This is a genomic window from Phenylobacterium sp. (assembly GCF_035569475.1).
In the GTDB taxonomy this organism is placed as follows: Bacteria; Pseudomonadota; Alphaproteobacteria; order Caulobacterales; family Caulobacteraceae; genus Phenylobacterium.
The window spans coordinates 1-18,593 of record NZ_DATMNA010000061.1 but is presented as its reverse complement, the minus strand read 5'-3'; the positions used below and the strand labels follow the sequence as shown (position 1 = coordinate 18,593).

The following is an 18,593-nucleotide window of genomic DNA, read 5'->3' as shown; positions in this document are numbered from 1 at the left end:
GCTTGTCGCGCCGAAGGGCATAAAGATCCCATGAGGTTGTCGGCCCCCGGCGGCCGCCAGGCCTTGCGTTTGGCCAAGGACGCGCCCTTCTTTCGCCGCGAACGAGCAGCGCCATGAGGAGCGCGCCATGAGCCTCTCCGCCGACCTCAGCCCGCGCCGGGAGGTGAGCGTCGACCAGCACGCCCAGCGGCTGCACCCGGCGGCGGCCTACGCCCTGTCGCTGCTGATGGTCGCGGCGGCGACCCTGGCGGCGATCCTGGTGGACCAGGTCCAGGCCGTTCCCAACCTGTCGCTGATCTTCGTCCTGCCGGTGGTGATCGCCGCGGTGAGCTTCGGCTGGGGCCCCTCGCTGGGCGCGGCGGTGATGGCGGTGGTGGCGTTCAACTTCTTCCTCGTGGCCCCGCGCTACAGCCTGAACGTGGCCGACCCGGCCAATGTCTGGGCCCTGCTCCTGCTGTTGATCACCGCCTCCATCGTCAGCGCCGTGGCCGCCCAGTCGCGCCGGCGGGCCGTGGAGGCCTGGAAGGCCGCCGACCAGGCCACGGCCCTCCAGGCCCTGGCCCGCAGCCTGGTGGCCGCCACCGGCGGGGCCAGCGCGGCGGAGGCCAGCGCCGCGGCTCTGGCCCGGCTGTTCCACGCCCCGGCGGTGGTGCTGTTCCAGGGCGAGGCCGGGCTCGAGGTCGCCGGCCGGGCGGGCGGCGCCGAGCTGTCGCCACAGGACCGCGAGGCCGCCGGCTGGGTGCTGGCCGCCCGCATGCCGACGCGCGGCGGCGCCTACCCCGTCGACGGCGCGAGCTATGACTTCTGGCCGGTGGTGACGCCGCAGCGGCAGCAGGCGGTGATCGGCGTGGCCATTTCGCCGGCGGAGGGCGGGCGTCCGGCGGAGCCGGAGCGCCTGGTGGAGATCGTCAGCGGCTACCTGGCCGTCGCCCTGGACCGCGAGGCCTATGCCGCCCAGGTGCTGGAAAGCCGGGTCGAGGTGGCGAGCGAGCGGCTGAAGGCCGACCTGCTGGCGGCGGTCAGCCACGACCTCAAGACCCCGCTCTCGACCGTGCTCTTCACCTTGCAGAGCCTGCGGAAGTTCGGCCGCACCCACGACGCCAAGACCCGCCGCGAGCTGCTGACCCTGGCGGAGACCGAGACCGCGCGCCTGTCGGCCATGGTCGCCAACCTGCTCGACATGAACCGGCTGGACGCGGGCGCCGTGGTGGTCAAGACCGCCCCCGTGGAACCCGCCGAACTCACCGCCGAAGCCCTGCGCAGCGCCTCCGTGGCCCTGGCCGGCCGCCAGGTGTTCAACGAGGTCAGCGCGCAGGCCGCGCCCCTGCAGGTCGACGCCTCGCTGTTCGAGACCGCGCTCGCCAACGTGCTGGAGAACGCCGGCAAGTATGCGCCCGCGGGCTCGGCCATCCGCATCCGCAACGGCCAGGCCGAAGGCGCGGGCTGGATCGAGGTGCTGGACGAGGGGCCGGGCTTCCCGGGCGCCATCGAGCCGATGTTCGAGAAGTTCTCCCGCGGCGTCAGCGGCGACGGCCGCCCGCCCGGCACCGGCCTGGGCCTGTCCATCGCCCGCGGCTTCCTGGAGGCGCAGGGCGGCCGGGTCGAAGCCGAGAACCTGACCGACGGCAAGGGCGCGCGGGTGCGCCTGTCGGCGCCGCTCGCCAAGACCGCCGCCCAGCCGGCATGAGCGCTCCGGCCGATCCTGCCACCATCCTGGTCGTCGAGGACGACGCCAGCCTGAACGCCGCCCTGGCAGCGACCCTGAGGGCGGCGGGCTTCCGGCCGGTCACCGCGCGCACCGCCGCCGAGGGCCTGCGCTGGTTCGCCCACTATGCGCCGGACCTGGTGCTGCTGGACCTCGGCCTGCCGGATCGCGACGGCCTGAGCGTCATCTCCGAGATCCGGGCCAGGGGCCAGACGCCGATCGTGGTGCTGTCGGCCCGCGAGGCGGAGGCCATGAAGGTCGAGGCGCTGGACCGCGGCGCCGACGACTATGTGCAGAAGCCCTTCGGGGTCGAGGAACTGCTGGCGCGGCTGCGCGCCGGGCTGCGGCATGGGGTGCAGGCCCGCGGCTCGGCGCCGGTGGTGCGCACCGGCGACCTGACCATCGACCTGGGCCTGCGCCAGGTGGTCAAGGGGCAGGCGGCGCTGAAGCTGTCGCCCAAGGAATACGACCTGCTGGCCGAGCTGGCGCTGAACCTCGGGCGCACGGTCAGCCACAAGGAACTTCTGGCCGCCGTCTGGGGCAGCGAGCGGGCCGAGATCCAGTACCTGAGGGTCTATGTCGGCCAGCTCCGCCAGAAGCTGGGCACCTTCGCCGGCGCGCCGCTGCTGACCAGCGATCCGGGGGTCGGCTACCGCCTGGCCGCCGTCGCCGCCTGATCCGCAGGCGCAACAAGGGCTGCGCTCCGCAGCGCAGCCCTTGGCCTCAAAGACGGCCCTCGTAGACGGCCGGAAGAGCGCTCCGTTGGGGACGCCCGCTCCGCACCGTCCGGGGGAACGAGGGCGATCCTGAGCTGAGCTCGATGGTCAGTTCTTCAGCGCCTTGCGCGCGGCGTTCTTCACGTCGCCGACGCCCTTCTGCACCTTGCCGGCGATACGTTCCGAGGCGCCTTCGGCCGCCATGCGGTTGTTGCCGGTCGCCTTGCCGACGCCTTCCTTAACGGAACCGGCCGCGTCCTTGGTGGCGCCCTTGATCTGATCCTTGTGCATGGGAACACTCCTTCCACGAGTCACAGGGCCGGGGTGGCCCGTCGGCGTGAGTACGCGGAGGCCGGGCCTTGGGTTCCGACTGCGATTGCGCCGCGGCTCTCGCGCCGCTATCTGCACGCCTCAATTCCCAGTCACTTCGCGAGATCGGTGCGGACGCCCCATGGCGCAGCAATATATTTTCCAGATGCAGGGCCTGACCAAGGCCTTCCCCGGCGCGCCCAAGAAGCTGTTCGAGAACATCTGGCTCAGCTTCTATCCGGACGCGAAGATCGGCGTGGTCGGCGTCAACGGCTCCGGCAAGTCGAGCCTGCTCAAGATCATGGCCGGCATCGACAAGGATTTCCAAGGCGAGGCCTTCGCCGCCGAGGGCGTCAAGCGCGGCTACCTGGAGCAGGAGCCGCAACTGGACGACGCCCTGGACGTCTGGGGCAACGTCATCGCCTGGTGCGAGGAGAAGAAGCTCTTCGACGCCTACAACGACATCGCCGCCAAGCTGGGCGAGGACTACACCGACGAGCTGATGGAAGAGATGACGGCGCTGCAGGAGAAGCTGGACGCCGGCGACCTGTGGGACATCGACAGCCGCATCGAAATGGCCATGGGCGCCCTGCGCTGCCCGCCCAACGACTGGCCGGTGGACAAGCTTTCCGGCGGCGAGCGGCGCCGCGTCGCGCTGGCCCGCCTGCTGCTCTCCAAGCCCGACATGATGCTGCTCGACGAGCCCACCAACCACCTCGACGCCGAGAGCGTCGCCTGGCTGCAGCACCACCTGGAGACCTTCCCGGGCTGCGTCATCCTGGTGACTCACGACCGCTACTTCCTGGACCAGGTGACCAAGTGGACGCTGGAGCTCGACCGCGGCAAGGGCCTGCCGCACGAGGGCAACTACTCGTCGTGGCTTGAGGCCAAGACCAAGCGGATCGCCCAGGAAGAGCGCGAGGAAGCCGGGAAGAAGCGCACCATCGAGCGCGAGCTGGCCTGGGTGCGCTCCTCGCCGAGCGCGCGGCGGACCAAGTCCAAGGCCCGCCTGGCGGCGTTCCACGACCTGCAGAACGAGGCCGAGAACGCCAAGCAGACCTTCGCCCAGATCCAGATTCCGCCCGGCCCGCGCCTCGGCCAGCAGGTGATCGAGATCGACAACCTGGAGAAGGAATACGGCGACAAACTGCTGTTCAAGGGCCTGACCTTCAAGTTGCCGCCGGGCGGCATCGTGGGCGTGATCGGCCCCAACGGCGCGGGCAAGACCACCCTGTTCAAGATCATCACCGGCCAGGAAAAGCCCGACCAGGGCTCGGTGAAGCTGGGCGAGACGGTGAAGCTGGCCTACGTCGACCAGAACCGCGACAGCCTGGATCCCAACAAGAACGTCTGGGAGGAGATCTCCGGCGGGCTCGACGTCATGAAGGTAGGCGGCCGCGAAATCCCGAGCCGGGCCTATGTGGGCTCGTTCAACTTCAAGGGCGGCGACCAGCAGAAGAAGGTGGGCCTGCTGTCAGGCGGTGAGCGCAACCGCGTGCACCTGGCCAAGACGCTCGCCGCCGGCGGCAACGTGCTGATGCTCGACGAACCGACCAACGACCTGGACGTGGAGACCCTGGGCGCTCTGGAGAGCGCGCTGGAGGACTTCCCCGGCTGCGCGGTGGTGATCAGCCACGACCGCTTCTTCCTGGACCGCCTGGCCACCCACATCCTGGCCTTCGAAGGCGACAGCCAGGTCGACTGGTTCGAGGGAAACTTTGAAGCCTACGAAGAAGACAAGAAGCGCCGCCTGGGCGCCGACAGCCTGATCCCCCACCGGATCAAGTTCCAGAAATTCACGCGGTAGACCTCGCCAAAGCTTCGCTTTTTTCGCGAGCATAGGATTCCTGGACGCGCCACGGTTGTAGCTCTACCGTGACTTTGGGCGAACAGGCTCGCCGAACAGAGTGAGCCGCGGGAGGGCTTCGCGCGTCGCCCTGCGAGCTTGCCGGGGGGCGTCGTGAGCACCTATTTTTTCGAGACGATCACCTTCGCGCAGTCGCTGGCCTTCAACAGCCAGACGGACTCCCTGGTCTTCACCAATCCGACAACGACCGGCGCAAGCCTGCGTGTCACCTTCAACGCGGCGACGCCCACCAGTCAGGCGAGTCTCACCTTCCTGGACGTCAGCGACAACCACCTGGTGGTATCCGGCCTGGGCCTGGAGAATCTGCACTCCCCCATTCTGCCCGACGGTTCGGTGTTCGCGGTTGCCGGTCCCGGAGGCGCGGAGCTCTCCGGCGGCTCCTTGGGCGACGGACTCTTCGGCACCACCGGGGCCGATACCCTGCATGGCGGGGGCGGCAATGACGTCCTGCAAGGCGGCGGCGGCGCTGACGTCCTGGAGGGCGGCGCCGGCTCGGACCTCTTCCTGTTCGCGCCCGGGGATTCGCCGACCGTCGCCGGTCAGATGGACACGATCATCGACTGGTCGTCCTCCGACCACCTGAGCTTCGTGTTCCATAACGGGGGATTGCTCACGCCGGCCGGGAACGCGGTCAACTATGTCGAGACGACGGCCGGGAGCTTCGCCGCGGCGCTCGCGACGGCCAACGCCCAGATCGCCGGCGGCGTCGTCGAATACGTCAGCGTCCAGGTGGGCAGCGACGTCATCGTCTTCGCCGACACCAACGGCGATCACGGCGTGGCGGAGGACGCGGTGGTCCTGCAGGGCCGGACGCTGGCCGACATCGACGCCTCGAACATCATCTTCGGGGTCACCGCGCCGCATGCGACGGTGGGGCTGCCGTCGCCGCCGCCGCCCCCGCCGATCTCTCCGCCGCCTCCGCCGCCGGTCTCGCCGCCGCCTCCGATTTCACCACCGCCGCCGCCTCCGCCGCCGGCCATCCCGGGACACGGCGTGACAGCGGTCATCGGCGGCAATCTCGACGTCTCGCAGCTGACCAACCTGCTGCAAAACGGAGTCCCCTCATTCTCCTCGACAACGCTTTCCCTGCAGGGGGGCGGATCCTCGATGACCTTGAGCGGCTTCGGGTTCACCCTCGACGCCGCCGAGAACCTGACCGGCGGAACCTTGACCGGCATCGACTTTAATTTCGTCGGCGGTCTGCATGCCCATATCGCCGGCCTGTCCACGCCGATCCTGAGCTTCGTTGACTCGGTCGAACAGGGCGCGACAACCCAGCTCTTCGGCACGATTTTCGGCGGCGACGACTCGATCCTCAGCGACGTCGCCTCCACCACCGTCCACGGTTACGGCGGCGACGACACAATCCAGGCCAATCAGGGTGGCGCGGTCCTATTTGGCGACGCCGGCAACGACGTCCTCATAGGGTCGCCGTCCGGGTTCAACCACCTGATCGGCGGCGACGGCTACGACACCATGACCGGGGGCGGCGGCTCGAACGTCTTCCAGATCTCCCTAAGCGACAGCGCCGCGAGCCTGGGCTCAGGCGGCCACCCCGAACGGCTCGATCACATCACCGACTGGACGAGCAGCGACTTCCTGCAGTTCACCGATGGTCCAGCGATGACCGCCAATGCCTATGTGGAGGTCACGGCATCGAGCTTCGACCAGGCGCTGAGCATTGCTGTCAACGATCGGTCTGGCGCCAGCCCGTCCCCCTACGTCGTCGCCCAGGTCGGCAGCGATGTCATCGTGTTCGGCGGGCAGGTCATCAACGCGGTGGTTCTCAGCGGCCGAAGCCTGGACGACATCTCGCCGGCGAATGTGGGCCCCGATCCTTCCGCGGCGCCCCATTTGTCGCCGCCGCCGCCGCCCCCACCGCCGCCGCCCGGGTCCGGGTCCGGGGTGAGGGTCGACCTCTTCGATGGCGCGGACATGGGTACGTTCCAGGAGAGCCAGCTCTCAGACGGGGTCGCCACCCGCACATCCACCTTCGACGTCGTGCGCTTCGCGGGCGGAACCTCTCAGCTCTCGATCACCGGCACGGGCCTGACCTACGGCCCCGACGGCGTCCTGAGCGGCGGCACAGTCACCGGACTGGAGATCACCTCGCCGAACGGTCACTTCCAGCTCAGCGGCGCCCACACGGATGGATCGATCCTGGGCCAAGCCTACCACAGCAACAACGCCGAGATTTCGACATCGGCCCTCATGTCCGGCGACGACGTGATCACGGTTCGGGGATCCCAGTCTCCGGGCGCCGACACGAGCTACACGGGCCTCGGCTATGGCGGCAATGACCTGATGATCGGCGGCGGCAGCCTGACGACCTTCTTCGGCGGCGACGGCAACGACACCGTGCAGGCCGGCAGCGCCGCTTCCAGCTACCTGCGCGGCGACAACGGCGACGATTCCCTGCAGGGCGGGTCGGGGTTCGACGACATCAACGGCAACAAGGGCGACGACACCATCGACGGCGGGTCCGGCGGCGGCGACTGGCTGGTGGGCGGCCAGGGCGACGACCTGATCACCTCGCACCACGGCGACGACATCCTCTACGGCAACCTCGGCAACGACACCCTGAGGGGCGGCGACGGGACGGAGATCATCCGTGGCGGCCAGGGCGACGACTCGATCGTCGGCGGGGCCGGGAACGACTTCATCTCCGGCGACCGGGGCAACGACACGGAGAGCGGCGGACCGGGGGCCGACACCTTCCACGGCTCCCAGGATGCCGGGATCGACAAGGTGCTGGACTTCAACCAAGCCGAGGGCGACCGGGTAATGCTGGACCCGGGGACTACCTACACGGTCAGCCAGGTGGGCGCCGACACGGTCATCAGCATGGGCGGCGCGAACCAGATGATCCTGGTCGGCGTGCAGCTTTCGACTCTGACGCCGGGCTGGATCTTCGAAGGCTGAGGTCCGGCGGCGGGTTCGGCGACGCTACTTGGGCGGCGTCGTGGCGGGCGGCGCCCCGGGCGTAGCTGCGGGCGACGGGTTGACCGCGCCGGGCGCGGACGCGTCGACCGGCGGCGTCGCGGGCAGCGACGGCGGATTGACGCTGGTCGAGGGACTGCTCGCGCTCGGCGCGGCGTCAGGCGTGGACCGCACGTCGGAGCCGGCGGTGGTGGTGGCCGAGGCGTTGGCGCTGGCGCCGGTGGAGGCGCTGGCCATGGCCTGGCCGGACCACCAGTCCTTTCGGGCGCGCACCTTCGGCGAGGCCTTCATGTAGGCGCTGAGCTGCGAATAGGGGATCGGCTGCTTCGGGCCGGCCGCGGCCTGGGCCATAGCCAGCCCTGACGACAGGGCGACGGCGGCCGCACCGGCGGCCAACAGGATGGTCTTCATGGGTCACTCCCTCACGACGTAACGCCGTTCAACCGGCGCCGCTTCAACCTGTGAGGGCGATGCAAAGTTTCGCACGGTCGGCCGCACGGCGGCCTGGCCGTCCCGCGCCTCGACGAGGGGGAGCTGGCGGGATTGCATTTGCCGGCCGCCGCGCCGCTCACCGGCCGGACTGCGCCGACCGCTGCTCTACGGCGGAGTCTGCGCGACTAGCGCATAGGCTGCATCGCGTTTCCCTGCCTACCGGGAGGTGATAGGTTCGGCGAACGATGATCGGGGGATCGACGATGTGGCGGACCTGCTTCCTCTTCCTGGCCGGCGTGGCCGCAAGCTTGAGCGCGGCCTCCGCGCGGGCCGACATGCCGTCGGAGCCGTCGGTGGCGACGGCGCGAACCATCAACGACGTCCTCGACCGGCATCCAAAGGACGACGTGCACATGGTCCTGACGCACGGCATGCGCACCGCGGACCGCAACACCTGGCGGGATTTCCGCGGCGAGATCTGCGGCCACCTCAAGGCGCCGCACCGCTGCGTCTCCGCCGCCCCGCCGGTCCGGGTCAGCGACCAGCTCGACCTCGGTCCCTGGCCAAAAGGCGCGTACTTCCTGTCGGATCAGATCTGGACGTCCGAGGAGACGTGGCGAGGCAGCCGGCCGTTCATCGACCACTACGCCATTCCCCTGGAAGACGGCCGCCGGCTCTTGCTGCACGAGCTTAACTGGTGGCCGCTGGTGCTTGCGATGAAGTGCCAGTTCATGGTGCCGAACGACACCGAGCTGGTCGGGCCGAACGCGGACAACATCAACAACTGCACCGCCGATCCGGACAACATGCGCTTCGGCTGGTACAGCGCCGACCGGGCCAAGGCGCTGCTGGGCGCCCATCCGATGTCCGGCGGCGCGCCGTGGCTGAACCGCGGGCTCAAGACCGACATCCTGGACTGGGGTCTATCCGACGCGGTGCTGTCGCTGGGCACCATGAAGACCCTGCTGCGCGAGGCGATCCGCTGCAGCTTCGATGATATCCTGACGCCGGCCCAGCGCATTCCCCGCGGCGCGGGCGGCCTCGGTGAGTTCGCGTGCGAGACGGCCGCCCCTCAACCGGCGGACATCGGACTGGCGAACGACAACTTCATCATCGCCTCCCACAGCCTCGGCGCCTTCCTGCTGCTCGATACCTTCGCCGCGGCGGCCGGTGACGCAGCCTACTATCACGAGGCGGGTTCCTGCGCGGCGGCTGCGAGCCGGTCGACGCGGCCGCTGTCCGCGCCCCTGGAGCCGGAGGCGACGGCGCGCCGCAACGCCCGCTCGGCCCAGTCGCTCTGCCTGGCGCTGGAGGCGAGCGGGGACCTCTACTTCCTCGCCAACCAGTTCTCGCTGATCGAGCTCGGCCGCGCCCAGGGGATCGACGAGCCGCGCGAGACGTCGAGCCGCACGGGGCCGTCACGGGGCCCGTCGCAGGGCTCCTCGTTCCTCGATGCGCTGACGCTCTGGTCGGAGTCGGGCAGGGCGCTGGTCCCGCGCCAGATCGTGGCCTTTTCGGATCCGGGCGACGTGCTGACGTTCAAGCTGCCGCAGGTCGGCCAGGCGAAGATCTACAACGCCTACCCGAAGAACGCCTCGCGCTGGCTGGGCGTCTTCGAGAACCCGCAACCGGCCCACCTGGGGTATTTCACGAACAAGGACGTCCTGCGCGCGATGTTCGGGCAGTAGCGCGTGGGCCGCTCCGCGCTATAGACGAGCGTCGCCGCAGGAGCCCGCGCCGCATGTCCGAACCGCTCACCCTGATCGCCGTGCCGTTCATGACCGTGCTGGAGCCGGCTTTCCAGGGCGGGGGGCTCTCGACGGCGCGGGCGTGGGAGTTGACGGACGACCAGCGGCCGCACGTGCGCGCCATCGTCCACGCGGGCGAGGTCGTGCTGACGCCGGAGTTCCTGACCACCCTGCCGGCGCTGGGCCTGATCGCCTGCGTCAGCGTCGGCTACGACGGCATCGACGTGGGCTGGTGCCGAGCGAACGGCATCGAGGTGACCCATGCGCGGGGCCTCAACGCCGAGGACGTCGCCGACCACGCCATCGGCCTGATGCTCGCGGCCTGGCGGAACATCCCGAGCCTCGACCGCAAGGTGCGCGAGGGCCGCTGGCGCCAGGAGGAGCGGATCGGCGCGCAGCCCAGCCTGGGCGGGCGGACGCTGGGCGTTGTAGGCCTGGGCCACATCGGCGCGGCCGTGGCGCGGCGCGCCGAGGCGCTGCGGCTGAACGTGCAATGGTGGGGGCCGCGGCCTCAGCCCGATGCGCCCTGGCCGCGGGCGGAGAGCCTGCTGGCGCTGGCGCGGGACAGCGACATCCTGGTGGTCTGCGCCCGAGCCGAAGCCGCCAACCGCGGCATGATCTCCCGCGAGGTGATCGAGGCCGTCGGGCCGCAGGGCATGATCGTCAATGTCGGCCGCGGCCAGTTGATCGACGAGGACGCCTTGATCGCGGCGCTGAAGGATGGCCGGCTGTGGCGCGCGGCGCTCGATGTCTTCGTCCAGGAGCCGACGCCGGCGGAGCGCTGGGCAGAGGTTCCGAACGCCGTCCTGACGACCCACACCGCAGGCTCCAGCAACGAGGCCGTGCCGTTGATGGTCGCGCAGGCGATCGACAACGTGCATCGTTTCCTGCGCGGCGAAGAGTTGGCCAGCCCTGTGGCGCCGGTCGCCGGTTAGCGAGGACGGAGCGAAGACATGGCCAAGGTTCTGGGTATCGGCGGGGTATTCTTCAAGACGGCGGACCCGAAAGCCTTGCAGGACTGGTACGCCAGGGTGCTTGGCTTCGACGTTTCGAAATGGGGCGGCGTGGTCTTCGAGCATCCGACGCGGGGCAACATCAACTGGACCGCGTTCGCCGCGGACAGCGACCATTTCGCGCCCTCGACCGCGCCCTTCATGGTCAATTTCATCGTCGACGATCTGGATGGCGTGCTGGCCAAGGCGCGGGCGGAAGGCGCTGAACCGGTCGGGGAGACGATGAGCGACGAGACCTATGGCAAGTTCGGCTGGCTGATGGATCCGGCGGGGGTGAAAATCGAGCTGTGGCAGCCCGCGGAATAGCCGCTCTTAACTTGACATAAAGACATAAAGATATCTTTATGGGCTCATGACTTTGTCGGCGAGCCAGGGTGTGGACGTGCTGCGCGCGGCGGGCGAGCCGTCCCGCCTGCGCATCCTAGCACTTTTGGCGCGTGAGGAACTGGCGGTCCTCGAGATCTGCCGGGTGCTGGACCAGAGCCAGCCGCGCGTGTCGCGGCACCTGAAGCTCCTGGCCGAGGCCGGGCTGGTGGAGCGGTTTCCGGACGGCGCCTGGGTGTTCTACCGCCTGACCGGCGAGGGGGCCGGCGCCGCCCTGGTGGCCCAGGTGCTGGCCGCCATCGACCCGGCCGACGCAGCGCTGCAGCGCGACGCCGAGCGGCTGTCGGCCGTCTGGGCCGAGCGCGCCGCCGACGCCGGCGAATACTTCGCCCGCAACGCCGCGCGCTGGGACGAGATCCGCTCGCTCTATGTCTCCGACGCCGACGTCGAGGCCGCGATCCTGGGGGCCGCCGGCCCGGGGCCGTTCCGGCGGCTGGTGGACCTGGGATCGGGCACCGGGCGGATGCTGACCCTGCTGGGGCCCCACGCCGAGGTCGCGCTCGGACTGGACCTGTCGCAGCAGATGCTGAACCTCGCCCGCAACCGGGTGACCGAGGCCGGGCTGCAGAGCTGCGAGCTGCGCCACGGGGACATCTTCGCCACCCGCCTGCCCGACGAGAGCGCCGACCTGGTGGTCGTGCACCAGGTGCTGCACTACCTGGCCGATCCCGCCGCGGCGGTGCGGGAGGCGGCGCGGATCGTGGCGCCGGGCGGGCGGCTGATCATCGCCGATTTCGCGCCGCATCGCCTGGAGTTCCTGCGCGAGCAGCACCAGCACAGGCGCCTGGGCTTCGCCGAGCCGGAGATGGCCCGCTGGCTGGCCGAGGCGGGGCTGGGCCAGGTGCGGGTGAGCGCCCTGCCGCCGGCGCGGGACGGCGGCCTGACCGTCAAGATCTGGACCGCCGAGCGGGCCCGCGAGCCGCAACGGAGCGCCGCATGACCGCCTCCAAGACAGGCCTGGCCGACAGCGTCCTTGGCCCCATTGCCCGCGCGGGCATCGGGTCCACCGCCAAGCCGCGTGTCTCCTTCGAGTTCTCGCCGCCGAAGACCCCGGAGGCGGAGGAGACCCTGTGGGAGGCGATCCGCCGCCTTGAGCCGCTGGGCCCCAGCTTCGTCTCAGTGACCTACGGCGCCGGCGGCTCGACCCGCGACCGCACCCACCGCACCGTGCTGCGGATGCTGAAGGAGACGACCCTTCGGCCCGCCGCGCACCTCACCTGCGTCGAGGCCAGCCGCGGCGAAGTCGACGAGGTGATCCGCGACTACTGGGACGCCGGCATCCGCCACATCGTGGCCCTGCGCGGCGACCCGCCGGGCCAGATCGGCGGGGCCTATTTGCCGCGCGCAGACGGCTACGCCAACGCCACGGAACTGACCGCCGGCATCCGCGCGATCGGCGACTTCGAGGTCAGCGTCGGGCTCTATCCGCACGTGCATCCGGAGAGCCCGTCCATCGACCACGACATCGACGTGCTGAAGGCCAAGGTGGACGCCGGCGCCACGCGCGCCATCACCCAGTTCTTCTTCGACCTGGACGGCTTCCTGCGGTTCATGGACCGCGTCCGGAAGGCCGGGGTGACCATCCCGATCTCGCCCGGGATCATGCCGGTGACCAACTTCAAGGGCCTGAAGAAGATGTCCGGGCCGATCGGCATTCAGTTGCCGGCCTGGCTTGCGAACCTGTTCGACGGGCTGGACAAGGACCCGGACACGCGTCGGCTGCTGGCCTGCTCGGTGGCCACCGAGATGTGCGCGCGGCTGGCGGAAGAGGGCTTTGCCGACTTCCACTTCTACACGCTCAACCGCGCCGACCTTACTTATGCGATCTGCCGCGTGCTGGGCGTGCGCGAGCCGGAACAACCCACGACCACGGAGGCGGCCGCATGACCCGGACCGAACGCATCGCGGCGCTGAAGGCCGCCGCCAAGCAGCGCGTGCTGATCCTCGACGGGTCCTGGGGCGTGATGTTCCAGAAGCGGGGCCTGAGCGAAGCCGACTACCGCGGCGAGCGGTTCGCGGCCTACGAGGGCCAGCTCAAGGGGAACAACGATATCCTGTGTCTGACCCGGCCGGACATCGTGGGCGAGCTGCACGACGCCTATTTCGCCGCCGGCGCCGACATCAGCGAGACCAACACGTTTTCGGCCACCTCCATCGGCCAGGGCGAGTACGCCCAGGAAGCCGCCGTACGCGACATCAACCTCGAAGGCGCCCGCATCGCCCGCGCCGCCGCCGACCGCTGGACGGCCAAGGAGCCGCACAAGCCCCGCTTCGTGGCCGGCTCCATCGGGCCTTTGCCCGTGATGCTGTCGATGAGTTCCGACGTGAACGATCCCGGCGCGCGCAAGGTGACCTTCGAGCAGGTCTATCAGGCCTACCGCGAGCAGGTGCTGGCGCTCCACGACGGCGGGGTCGACCTGTTCCTGGTGGAGACGATCACCGACACCCTGAACTGCAAGGCCGCGATCAAGGCGATCCTCGACCTGGCGGACGAGGGCTACGAGCCCCTGCCCATCTGGATCTCGGGCACCATCACCGACCGGTCCGGCCGCACGCTGAGCGGCCAGACGGTGGAGGCGTTCTGGAACTCGGTGCGCCACGCCAAGCCCTTCGCGGTCGGCCTGAACTGCGCGCTGGGCGCGGAGCTGATGCGGCCGCACATCGCCGAGCTCAGCCGCATCGCCGACACGCTGGTTTCGGCCTATCCCAACGCCGGCCTGCCCAACGCCATGGGCGAGTACGACGAGACCCCCGACGAGACCGGCCACATGCTGCACGACTGGGCCGAGCAGGGGATCGTCAACATCCTGGGCGGCTGCTGCGGGACCACGCCGGAGCACATCAAGCACGTGGCCGACGCGGTGCGGGGCCTCGCGCCCCGGCCCATCCCGGAGCGGCCGACGGCCATGCGGCTGGCGGGACTGGAGCCGTTCGAGCTTGTCTGACCCTTACCCGCTCATCCCCGCGAAAGCGGGGATCCAGGTGTTTTCTGTGTTTCTGAGCTTCAAACCCAACAGCGGCGCCGATCTGGGCGCGGCAACGAAAAAAGCCTGGGTCCCCGCCTTCGCGGGGATGAGCGGTATTTAGAGAGCCATGCTTCCCAAGATCTTCATCAACGTCGGCGAGCGGACCAATGTCACGGGGTCCGCCAAGTTCAGGAAGCTGATCGAGGACGGGGCCTATGGAGAGGCGCTGTCGGTGGCGCGGCAGCAGGTCGATGCCGGCGCGCAAGTCATTGATATAAATATGGATGCTGGCCTGCTCGACTCCGTCGAGGCGATGAAGACCTACCTGAACCTGCTGGCTGCCGAGCCGGACATCGCCCGGGTGCCGGTGATGATCGACTCGTCGAAGTGGGAGGTGATCGAGGCGGGGCTGCGCTGCGTGCAGGGCAAGGCGATCGTCAACTCGATCTCCATGAAGGAGGGCGAGGCGAAGTTCGTAGAGCAGGCCCGGGCCTGCCTGCGCTATGGCGCCGCCGTGGTGGTCATGGCCTTCGACGAGGTGGGGCAGGCGGACACCGCGGCGCGGAAGATCGAGATCTGCACGCGGGCCTACCGCCTGCTGACGGAACAGGTCGGCTTCCCGGCCGAGGACATCATCTTCGACCCCAACATCTTCGCCGTGGCCACCGGGATCGACGAGCACAACAACTACGCGGTCGACTTCATCGAGGCCACGCGGGAGATCAAGCGGACGCTGCCGCACGCGCGGATCTCGGGCGGGGTCTCGAACGTCTCGTTCAGCTTCCGCGGCAACGAGCCGGTGCGGCGCGCGATCCACTCGGTGTTCCTCTACCACGCGATCGCGGCCGGCATGGACATGGGCATCGTCAACGCCGGCGAGCTGCCGGTCTATGACGAGATCCCCGAGGAGCTGAAGGTCGCCGTCGAGGACGTGATCCTCAACCGCCCGCAGCGCGACCCCAAGCTCAGCAACACCGAGCGGCTGGTGGAGCTGGCGCCCAAGTACAAGGGCGGCAAGTCGGAGGCCAAGGGGCCGGACCTGGCCTGGCGCGAAGGCACGGTCCAGCAGCGCCTGACCCACGCCCTGGTCCACGGCCTGACCGACTTCATCGAGGCCGACACGGAAGAGGCCCGCAGCCAGGCCGAGCGCCCGCTGCACGTCATCGAAGGCCCGCTGATGGACGGCATGAACGTGGTCGGCGACCTGTTCGGCTCGGGCAAGATGTTCCTGCCGCAGGTGGTCAAGTCGGCCCGGGTGATGAAGCAGGCGGTCGCCTACCTGATGCCCTTCATGGAGGCCGAGAAGGCCGGCAAGCCGCGCGAACACGCCGGGCGCATCCTGATGGCGACCGTCAAGGGCGACGTCCACGACATCGGCAAGAACATCGTGGGCGTGGTCCTGCAGTGCAACAACTACGAGGTGATCGACCTGGGCGTCATGGTCCCGGCCGACCGCATCCTGGACGAGGCCGTGGCCCACAAGGTCGACATGGTGGGCCTCTCCGGCCTGATCACCCCCAGCCTCGACGAGATGGCCTATGTGGCCGGTGAGATGGAGCGGCGGGGGATGAAGATCCCGCTGCTGATCGGCGGCGCCACCACGTCGAAGACCCACACGGCGGTGAAGATCGAGCCCAAGTACAAGGGCAGCCAGACGACCTATGTGCTCGACGCCAGCCGCGCCGTGGGCGTGGTCTCCGGCCTGCTGTCGGCCACCGAGCGCGACCGGCTGATGGCCGAGACGGCGGCGGACTACGTCAAGGTGCGCGCCGCCTTCGCCCGGGGCCAGGACAAGCGCGCGCGCTCCACCCTGGACGAGGCGCGCGACAACGCCTTCACCCCGGACTGGACCACCTACGATCCGCCGAAGCCGTCGTTCATCGGCACGCGGACTTATCAGGCCTATGACCTGGCCGACCTCGCCCGCCACATCGACTGGTCGCCGTTCTTCGCGAGCTGGGAGCTGATCGGGCGATACCCGCAGATCCTGGAGGACGACGTGGTCGGCGAGGCCGCCGTCAGCCTGTTCGCCGACGCGCAAGCCATGTTGCAGCGGATCATCGGCGAGCAGTGGTTCACCGCCAAGGGCGTGGTCGGCTTCTGGCCGGCCAATTCCGATGGCGACGACATCGTGCTCTACACGGACGAGATGCGGACCACCGAGCTCGCCCGCCTGCACAGCCTTCGCCAGCAGATGGCCAAGGACAAGAGCCAGGCCGACGGCGGCCGCGCCAACGTCGCGCTCGCCGACTTCATCGCGCCCGTCGGGACCAAGCCCGACTGGATCGGCGGCTTCGCGGTCACCGCCGGCCACGGGGAGGCCGAGATCGCCAAGGCGTTCAAGGACAAGGGCGACGACTATTCGGCGATCATGGCCGCGGCGCTGGCCGACCGCCTGGCCGAGGCCTTCGCCGAGGCCCTGCACCGGCGCGTGCGCACCGAGCTGTGGGGCTATGCGCCGGACGAGGCCTGGGACGTGGACGCGATGATCGCCGAGCAGTACCGCGGCATCCGCCCGGCGCCGGGCTATCCGGCCCAGCCCGACCACACGGAGAAGGGCACGCTGTTCCGCCTGCTGGACGCCGAGGCGGCCACGGGGCTGATGCTCACCGAGAGCTACGCCATGTACCCGACGGCGGCGGTGTCGGGCCTCTACTTCTCACACCCGGAGAGCCACTACTTCGGCGTGGGCCGGATCGAGAAGGACCAGGTCGAGGACTATGCGCGGCGCAAGGGGTGGGACGTGGCCACGGCCGAGCGGTGGCTGGGGCCGATCTTGAACTACGAGGCGTGAGGAGTGGCCTGAGGCTTAGCCTCGCGCTCGGCTTCCCGCTCCGCCTCCGCCAGCGCGCGCCATTTGTGCGACTGCCGGCTGACCAGCAAGCCGCCCCCGATGCCGATGAAGGCTATGAAGGCCGCCATCAGAGCCAGGCCCTGGATTGCTTCATTCATCTGGTCTTGCATCGGCTTGGAGATGTATGCCGGCGACGAGGGTTGCAACGCCAGCCACGAAAATACTCCCGATCCATGGGTTCGGGAAGCCGATCACGCCTTTGGTCGCGAGAGGCGCAAACATCGCGGCGCCAGCCGTGGCGGCCATGGCCTTTCCCGCCAGGTCGAGATCTTCTCCAAGCTTCCGCAGAAAAGTGCGCCAATAGCGGTCGGCGAAGTTGGCGGATCGAGGTCGCGGCGGCATGGCGGGCTCGGGCAGTGGGACGATCAGCCTGAACAATAGTTCGTCATTTGTTCTCGTCAAGCGCAGGCCCGAAGCTCAGTTGACCCGGACGGCCTCGGGCGGGTCGGCGGCGACGTCGATCACCACGATGCCGGCCTTCTGCCCGGTCTCGACATAGCGGTAGGCCTCGGCGATCTCCGCGAGCGGATAGCGCCGGTCGACCACCGCGCGGAACTGGCCGGCCGCCATCCGGGCCTTCAGGGCCTCGACGAAGGCCCGCGCGCCGCCCCGGGGCGGCAGGGGCACGCCGACCCGGTCGTTCCGGGCGATCGCCGACCACAGCATCAGCGGCAGGTACTCGCCCCAGGGCCCGACGTCCGTCGCCATGAACACGCCCGCAGGCTTCAGCAGCCTGCGGTAGCGGAAGTAGCTGGTCTTCCCCACCGCCTCGAAGACCACGTCGAAGCGCTCGCCGATGCGGCTGAAATCCTCCGCCGTGTAGTCGATGACCCGGTCCGCGCCGAGCGACCGGGCGAGCGCCAGGCGCCGGGTGGGGACCACCGCGGTCACCTCCGCGCCATAGGCCTTGGCGAGCTGCACTGCCGCCGAGCCGATGGCGCCGGACGCGCCATAGACCAGGACCTTGTGGCCGGGACCGACGTGGAACTTCCTCAGCCCGCTGTCGGCGTAGTAGGCGCCCTCGCAGACCACCGCCTCGCCGAAGGGCGTGTCCGGCGGCATCAGGGCGATGGGGGCGGTCTCGGGGAGGCAGACGTAGTCGGCGTGGGCGCCGTCGCTGCGAAACGGGCACATGCCGAACACCCGGTCGCTGGGCTTGAACGCCGTGACGCCGGCGCCCACCGCCTCCACCACGCCGGCGACGTCCATGCCGAAGATCGTGCGGCGCGGCCGGCGCAGGCCGAACATCAGCCGCCCCAGTCCCCGGGGCCGCAGCTCGCCGCAGTCGGTGCGGTTGACCGTCGCGGCATGCGCCCGGACCAGGACCTCGCCGGCCGCGGGCGCGGGCTTTGGCGCGTCGCAGATCTCTATGACGTCCGGTGACCCGTAGCGCCTTGTCACCGCGGCTCGCATGGTCAGAGGGTCCGTCACCGCGGTGCGCCCGGCCTGGCGGCTCCGGCGGGGGGCGGAGGCCGGGGGTGAGCCTACGCGCGAGGCGGGGGTGCGGCTAGGGCCGCGTAAGGATGAGGATCGATATCGCGTCCCCTTATTTCAATCCATAAATCTCTAGGGTTTTCCGGGCGTTAGCGTCCATCGGAAAAGCCGTACCCCCCGCCCGTGCCCCTAAGTCGGCTTTTGTCAGGATAGCATGGCTGCGAC

Annotated in this window: 15 protein-coding genes; 11 read left to right on the top strand and 4 right to left on the bottom strand. The window is 69.5% G+C overall.

The genetic code is table 11. From position 1 onward, the window contains the following. The first annotated feature begins 127 nt into the window (after positions 1-127). Both VNW53_RS09610 and VNW53_RS09605 read left to right on the top strand, forming a co-directional pair. Positions 128-1,687, top strand: coding sequence for a DUF4118 domain-containing protein (locus VNW53_RS09610; protein ID WP_325555321.1), 1,560 nt, complete (start codon positions 128-130; stop codon positions 1,685-1,687). Beyond that, entirely contained in the window at positions 1,684-2,382 is a 699-nt protein-coding gene (locus VNW53_RS09605; protein ID WP_325555320.1) for a response regulator transcription factor, read from the top strand. Before VNW53_RS09610 ends, VNW53_RS09605 begins: the two co-directional genes overlap by 4 nt. A gap of 147 nt (positions 2,383-2,529) precedes the next feature. Here VNW53_RS09605 and VNW53_RS09600 read toward each other — a convergent pair whose 3' ends face one another. Further along, a complete protein-coding gene (locus tag VNW53_RS09600) occupies positions 2,530-2,712 on the bottom strand; it encodes a CsbD family protein (RefSeq protein WP_325555318.1) in 183 nt (60 codons plus the stop codon). Positions 2,713-2,872: 160 nt separating this feature from the next. Between VNW53_RS09600 and ettA the strand changes: the two genes are divergently transcribed. Continuing rightward, positions 2,873-4,537: an energy-dependent translational throttle protein EttA gene (gene ettA, locus VNW53_RS09595; protein ID WP_325555317.1), complete on the top strand. Its 1,665-nt coding sequence runs from the start codon at positions 2,873-2,875 to the stop codon at positions 4,535-4,537. 153 nt (positions 4,538-4,690) lie between these two features. Continuing rightward, positions 4,691-7,519 carry a calcium-binding protein gene (locus VNW53_RS09590; protein WP_325555315.1) on the top strand — a complete coding sequence of 943 codons (2,829 nt, stop codon included), beginning with the start codon at positions 4,691-4,693 and terminating at the stop codon, positions 7,517-7,519. 24 nt (positions 7,520-7,543) lie between these two features. Here VNW53_RS09590 and VNW53_RS09585 read toward each other — a convergent pair whose 3' ends face one another. After that, positions 7,544-7,948, bottom strand: a complete 405-nt coding sequence (locus VNW53_RS09585; protein ID WP_325555313.1) for a hypothetical protein — start codon at positions 7,946-7,948, stop codon at positions 7,544-7,546. A gap of 284 nt (positions 7,949-8,232) precedes the next feature. On the opposite strand from VNW53_RS09585, the gene VNW53_RS09580 reads away from it, so the two are divergent. The 7 genes from VNW53_RS09580 (at position 8,233) to metH (ending at position 16,874) form a co-directional block, all read left to right on the top strand. Further along, entirely contained in the window at positions 8,233-9,657 is a 1,425-nt protein-coding gene (locus tag VNW53_RS09580; RefSeq protein ID WP_325555311.1) for a hypothetical protein, read from the top strand. 53 nt (positions 9,658-9,710) lie between these two features. Continuing rightward, positions 9,711-10,652, top strand: a complete 942-nt coding sequence (locus tag VNW53_RS09575) for an NAD(P)-dependent oxidoreductase (RefSeq protein WP_325555310.1) — start codon at positions 9,711-9,713, stop codon at positions 10,650-10,652. Positions 10,653-10,670: 18 nt separating this feature from the next. Continuing rightward, positions 10,671-11,036: a VOC family protein gene (locus VNW53_RS09570; RefSeq protein WP_325555308.1), complete on the top strand. Its 366-nt coding sequence runs from the start codon at positions 10,671-10,673 to the stop codon at positions 11,034-11,036. A gap of 46 nt (positions 11,037-11,082) precedes the next feature. Beyond that, a complete protein-coding gene (locus VNW53_RS09565; RefSeq protein WP_325555307.1) occupies positions 11,083-12,054 on the top strand; it encodes a metalloregulator ArsR/SmtB family transcription factor in 972 nt (323 codons plus the stop codon). Beyond that, positions 12,051-13,001 carry a methylenetetrahydrofolate reductase [NAD(P)H] gene (metF, locus tag VNW53_RS09560; protein ID WP_325555306.1) on the top strand — a complete coding sequence of 317 codons (951 nt, stop codon included), beginning with the start codon at positions 12,051-12,053 and terminating at the stop codon, positions 12,999-13,001. The genes VNW53_RS09565 and metF overlap by 4 nt, the downstream gene beginning before the upstream one ends. Continuing rightward, positions 12,998-14,059 carry a homocysteine S-methyltransferase family protein gene (locus VNW53_RS09555; RefSeq protein ID WP_325555305.1) on the top strand — a complete coding sequence of 354 codons (1,062 nt, stop codon included), beginning with the start codon at positions 12,998-13,000 and terminating at the stop codon, positions 14,057-14,059. Before metF ends, VNW53_RS09555 begins: the two co-directional genes overlap by 4 nt. A gap of 148 nt (positions 14,060-14,207) precedes the next feature. After that, a complete protein-coding gene (metH, locus tag VNW53_RS09550) occupies positions 14,208-16,874 on the top strand; it encodes a methionine synthase (protein WP_325555303.1) in 2,667 nt (888 codons plus the stop codon). Between the two features lie 150 nt (positions 16,875-17,024). Here metH and VNW53_RS09545 read toward each other — a convergent pair whose 3' ends face one another. Both VNW53_RS09545 and VNW53_RS09540 read right to left on the bottom strand, forming a co-directional pair. Next, positions 17,025-17,312 (bottom strand): hypothetical protein, encoded by a 288-nt coding sequence (locus VNW53_RS09545; protein ID WP_325555301.1) that lies wholly within the window; start codon positions 17,310-17,312, stop codon positions 17,025-17,027. 39 nt (positions 17,313-17,351) lie between these two features. Further along, positions 17,352-18,365 carry an NAD(P)-dependent alcohol dehydrogenase gene (locus VNW53_RS09540; RefSeq protein ID WP_325555300.1) on the bottom strand — a complete coding sequence of 338 codons (1,014 nt, stop codon included), beginning with the start codon at positions 18,363-18,365 and terminating at the stop codon, positions 17,352-17,354. Positions 18,366-18,593: the final 228 nt, after the last annotated feature.

Excerpts from the sequence above, each read along its gene's own strand:
- VNW53_RS09605 (WP_325555320.1), top strand. The coding sequence starts at position 1,684 with ATGAGCGCTCCGGCCGATCCTGCCACCATCCTGGTCGTCGAGGACGAC.
- VNW53_RS09580 (WP_325555311.1), top strand. The coding sequence starts at position 8,233 with ATGTGGCGGACCTGCTTCCTCTTCCTGGCCGGCGTGGCCGCAAGCTTG.
- VNW53_RS09610 (WP_325555321.1), top strand. The coding sequence starts at position 128 with ATGAGCCTCTCCGCCGACCTCAGCCCGCGCCGGGAGGTGAGCGTCGAC.
- VNW53_RS09585 (WP_325555313.1), bottom strand. The coding sequence starts at position 7,948 with ATGAAGACCATCCTGTTGGCCGCCGGTGCGGCCGCCGTCGCCCTGTCG.
- metH (WP_325555303.1), top strand. The coding sequence starts at position 14,208 with ATGCTTCCCAAGATCTTCATCAACGTCGGCGAGCGGACCAATGTCACG.
- VNW53_RS09565 (WP_325555307.1), top strand. The coding sequence starts at position 11,083 with ATGACTTTGTCGGCGAGCCAGGGTGTGGACGTGCTGCGCGCGGCGGGC.
- VNW53_RS09555 (WP_325555305.1), top strand. The coding sequence starts at position 12,998 with ATGACCCGGACCGAACGCATCGCGGCGCTGAAGGCCGCCGCCAAGCAG.
- ettA (WP_325555317.1), top strand. The coding sequence starts at position 2,873 with ATGGCGCAGCAATATATTTTCCAGATGCAGGGCCTGACCAAGGCCTTC.
- metF (WP_325555306.1), top strand. The coding sequence starts at position 12,051 with ATGACCGCCTCCAAGACAGGCCTGGCCGACAGCGTCCTTGGCCCCATT.
- VNW53_RS09575 (WP_325555310.1), top strand. The coding sequence starts at position 9,711 with ATGTCCGAACCGCTCACCCTGATCGCCGTGCCGTTCATGACCGTGCTG.
- VNW53_RS09600 (WP_325555318.1), bottom strand. The coding sequence starts at position 2,712 with ATGCACAAGGATCAGATCAAGGGCGCCACCAAGGACGCGGCCGGTTCC.
- VNW53_RS09570 (WP_325555308.1), top strand. The coding sequence starts at position 10,671 with ATGGCCAAGGTTCTGGGTATCGGCGGGGTATTCTTCAAGACGGCGGAC.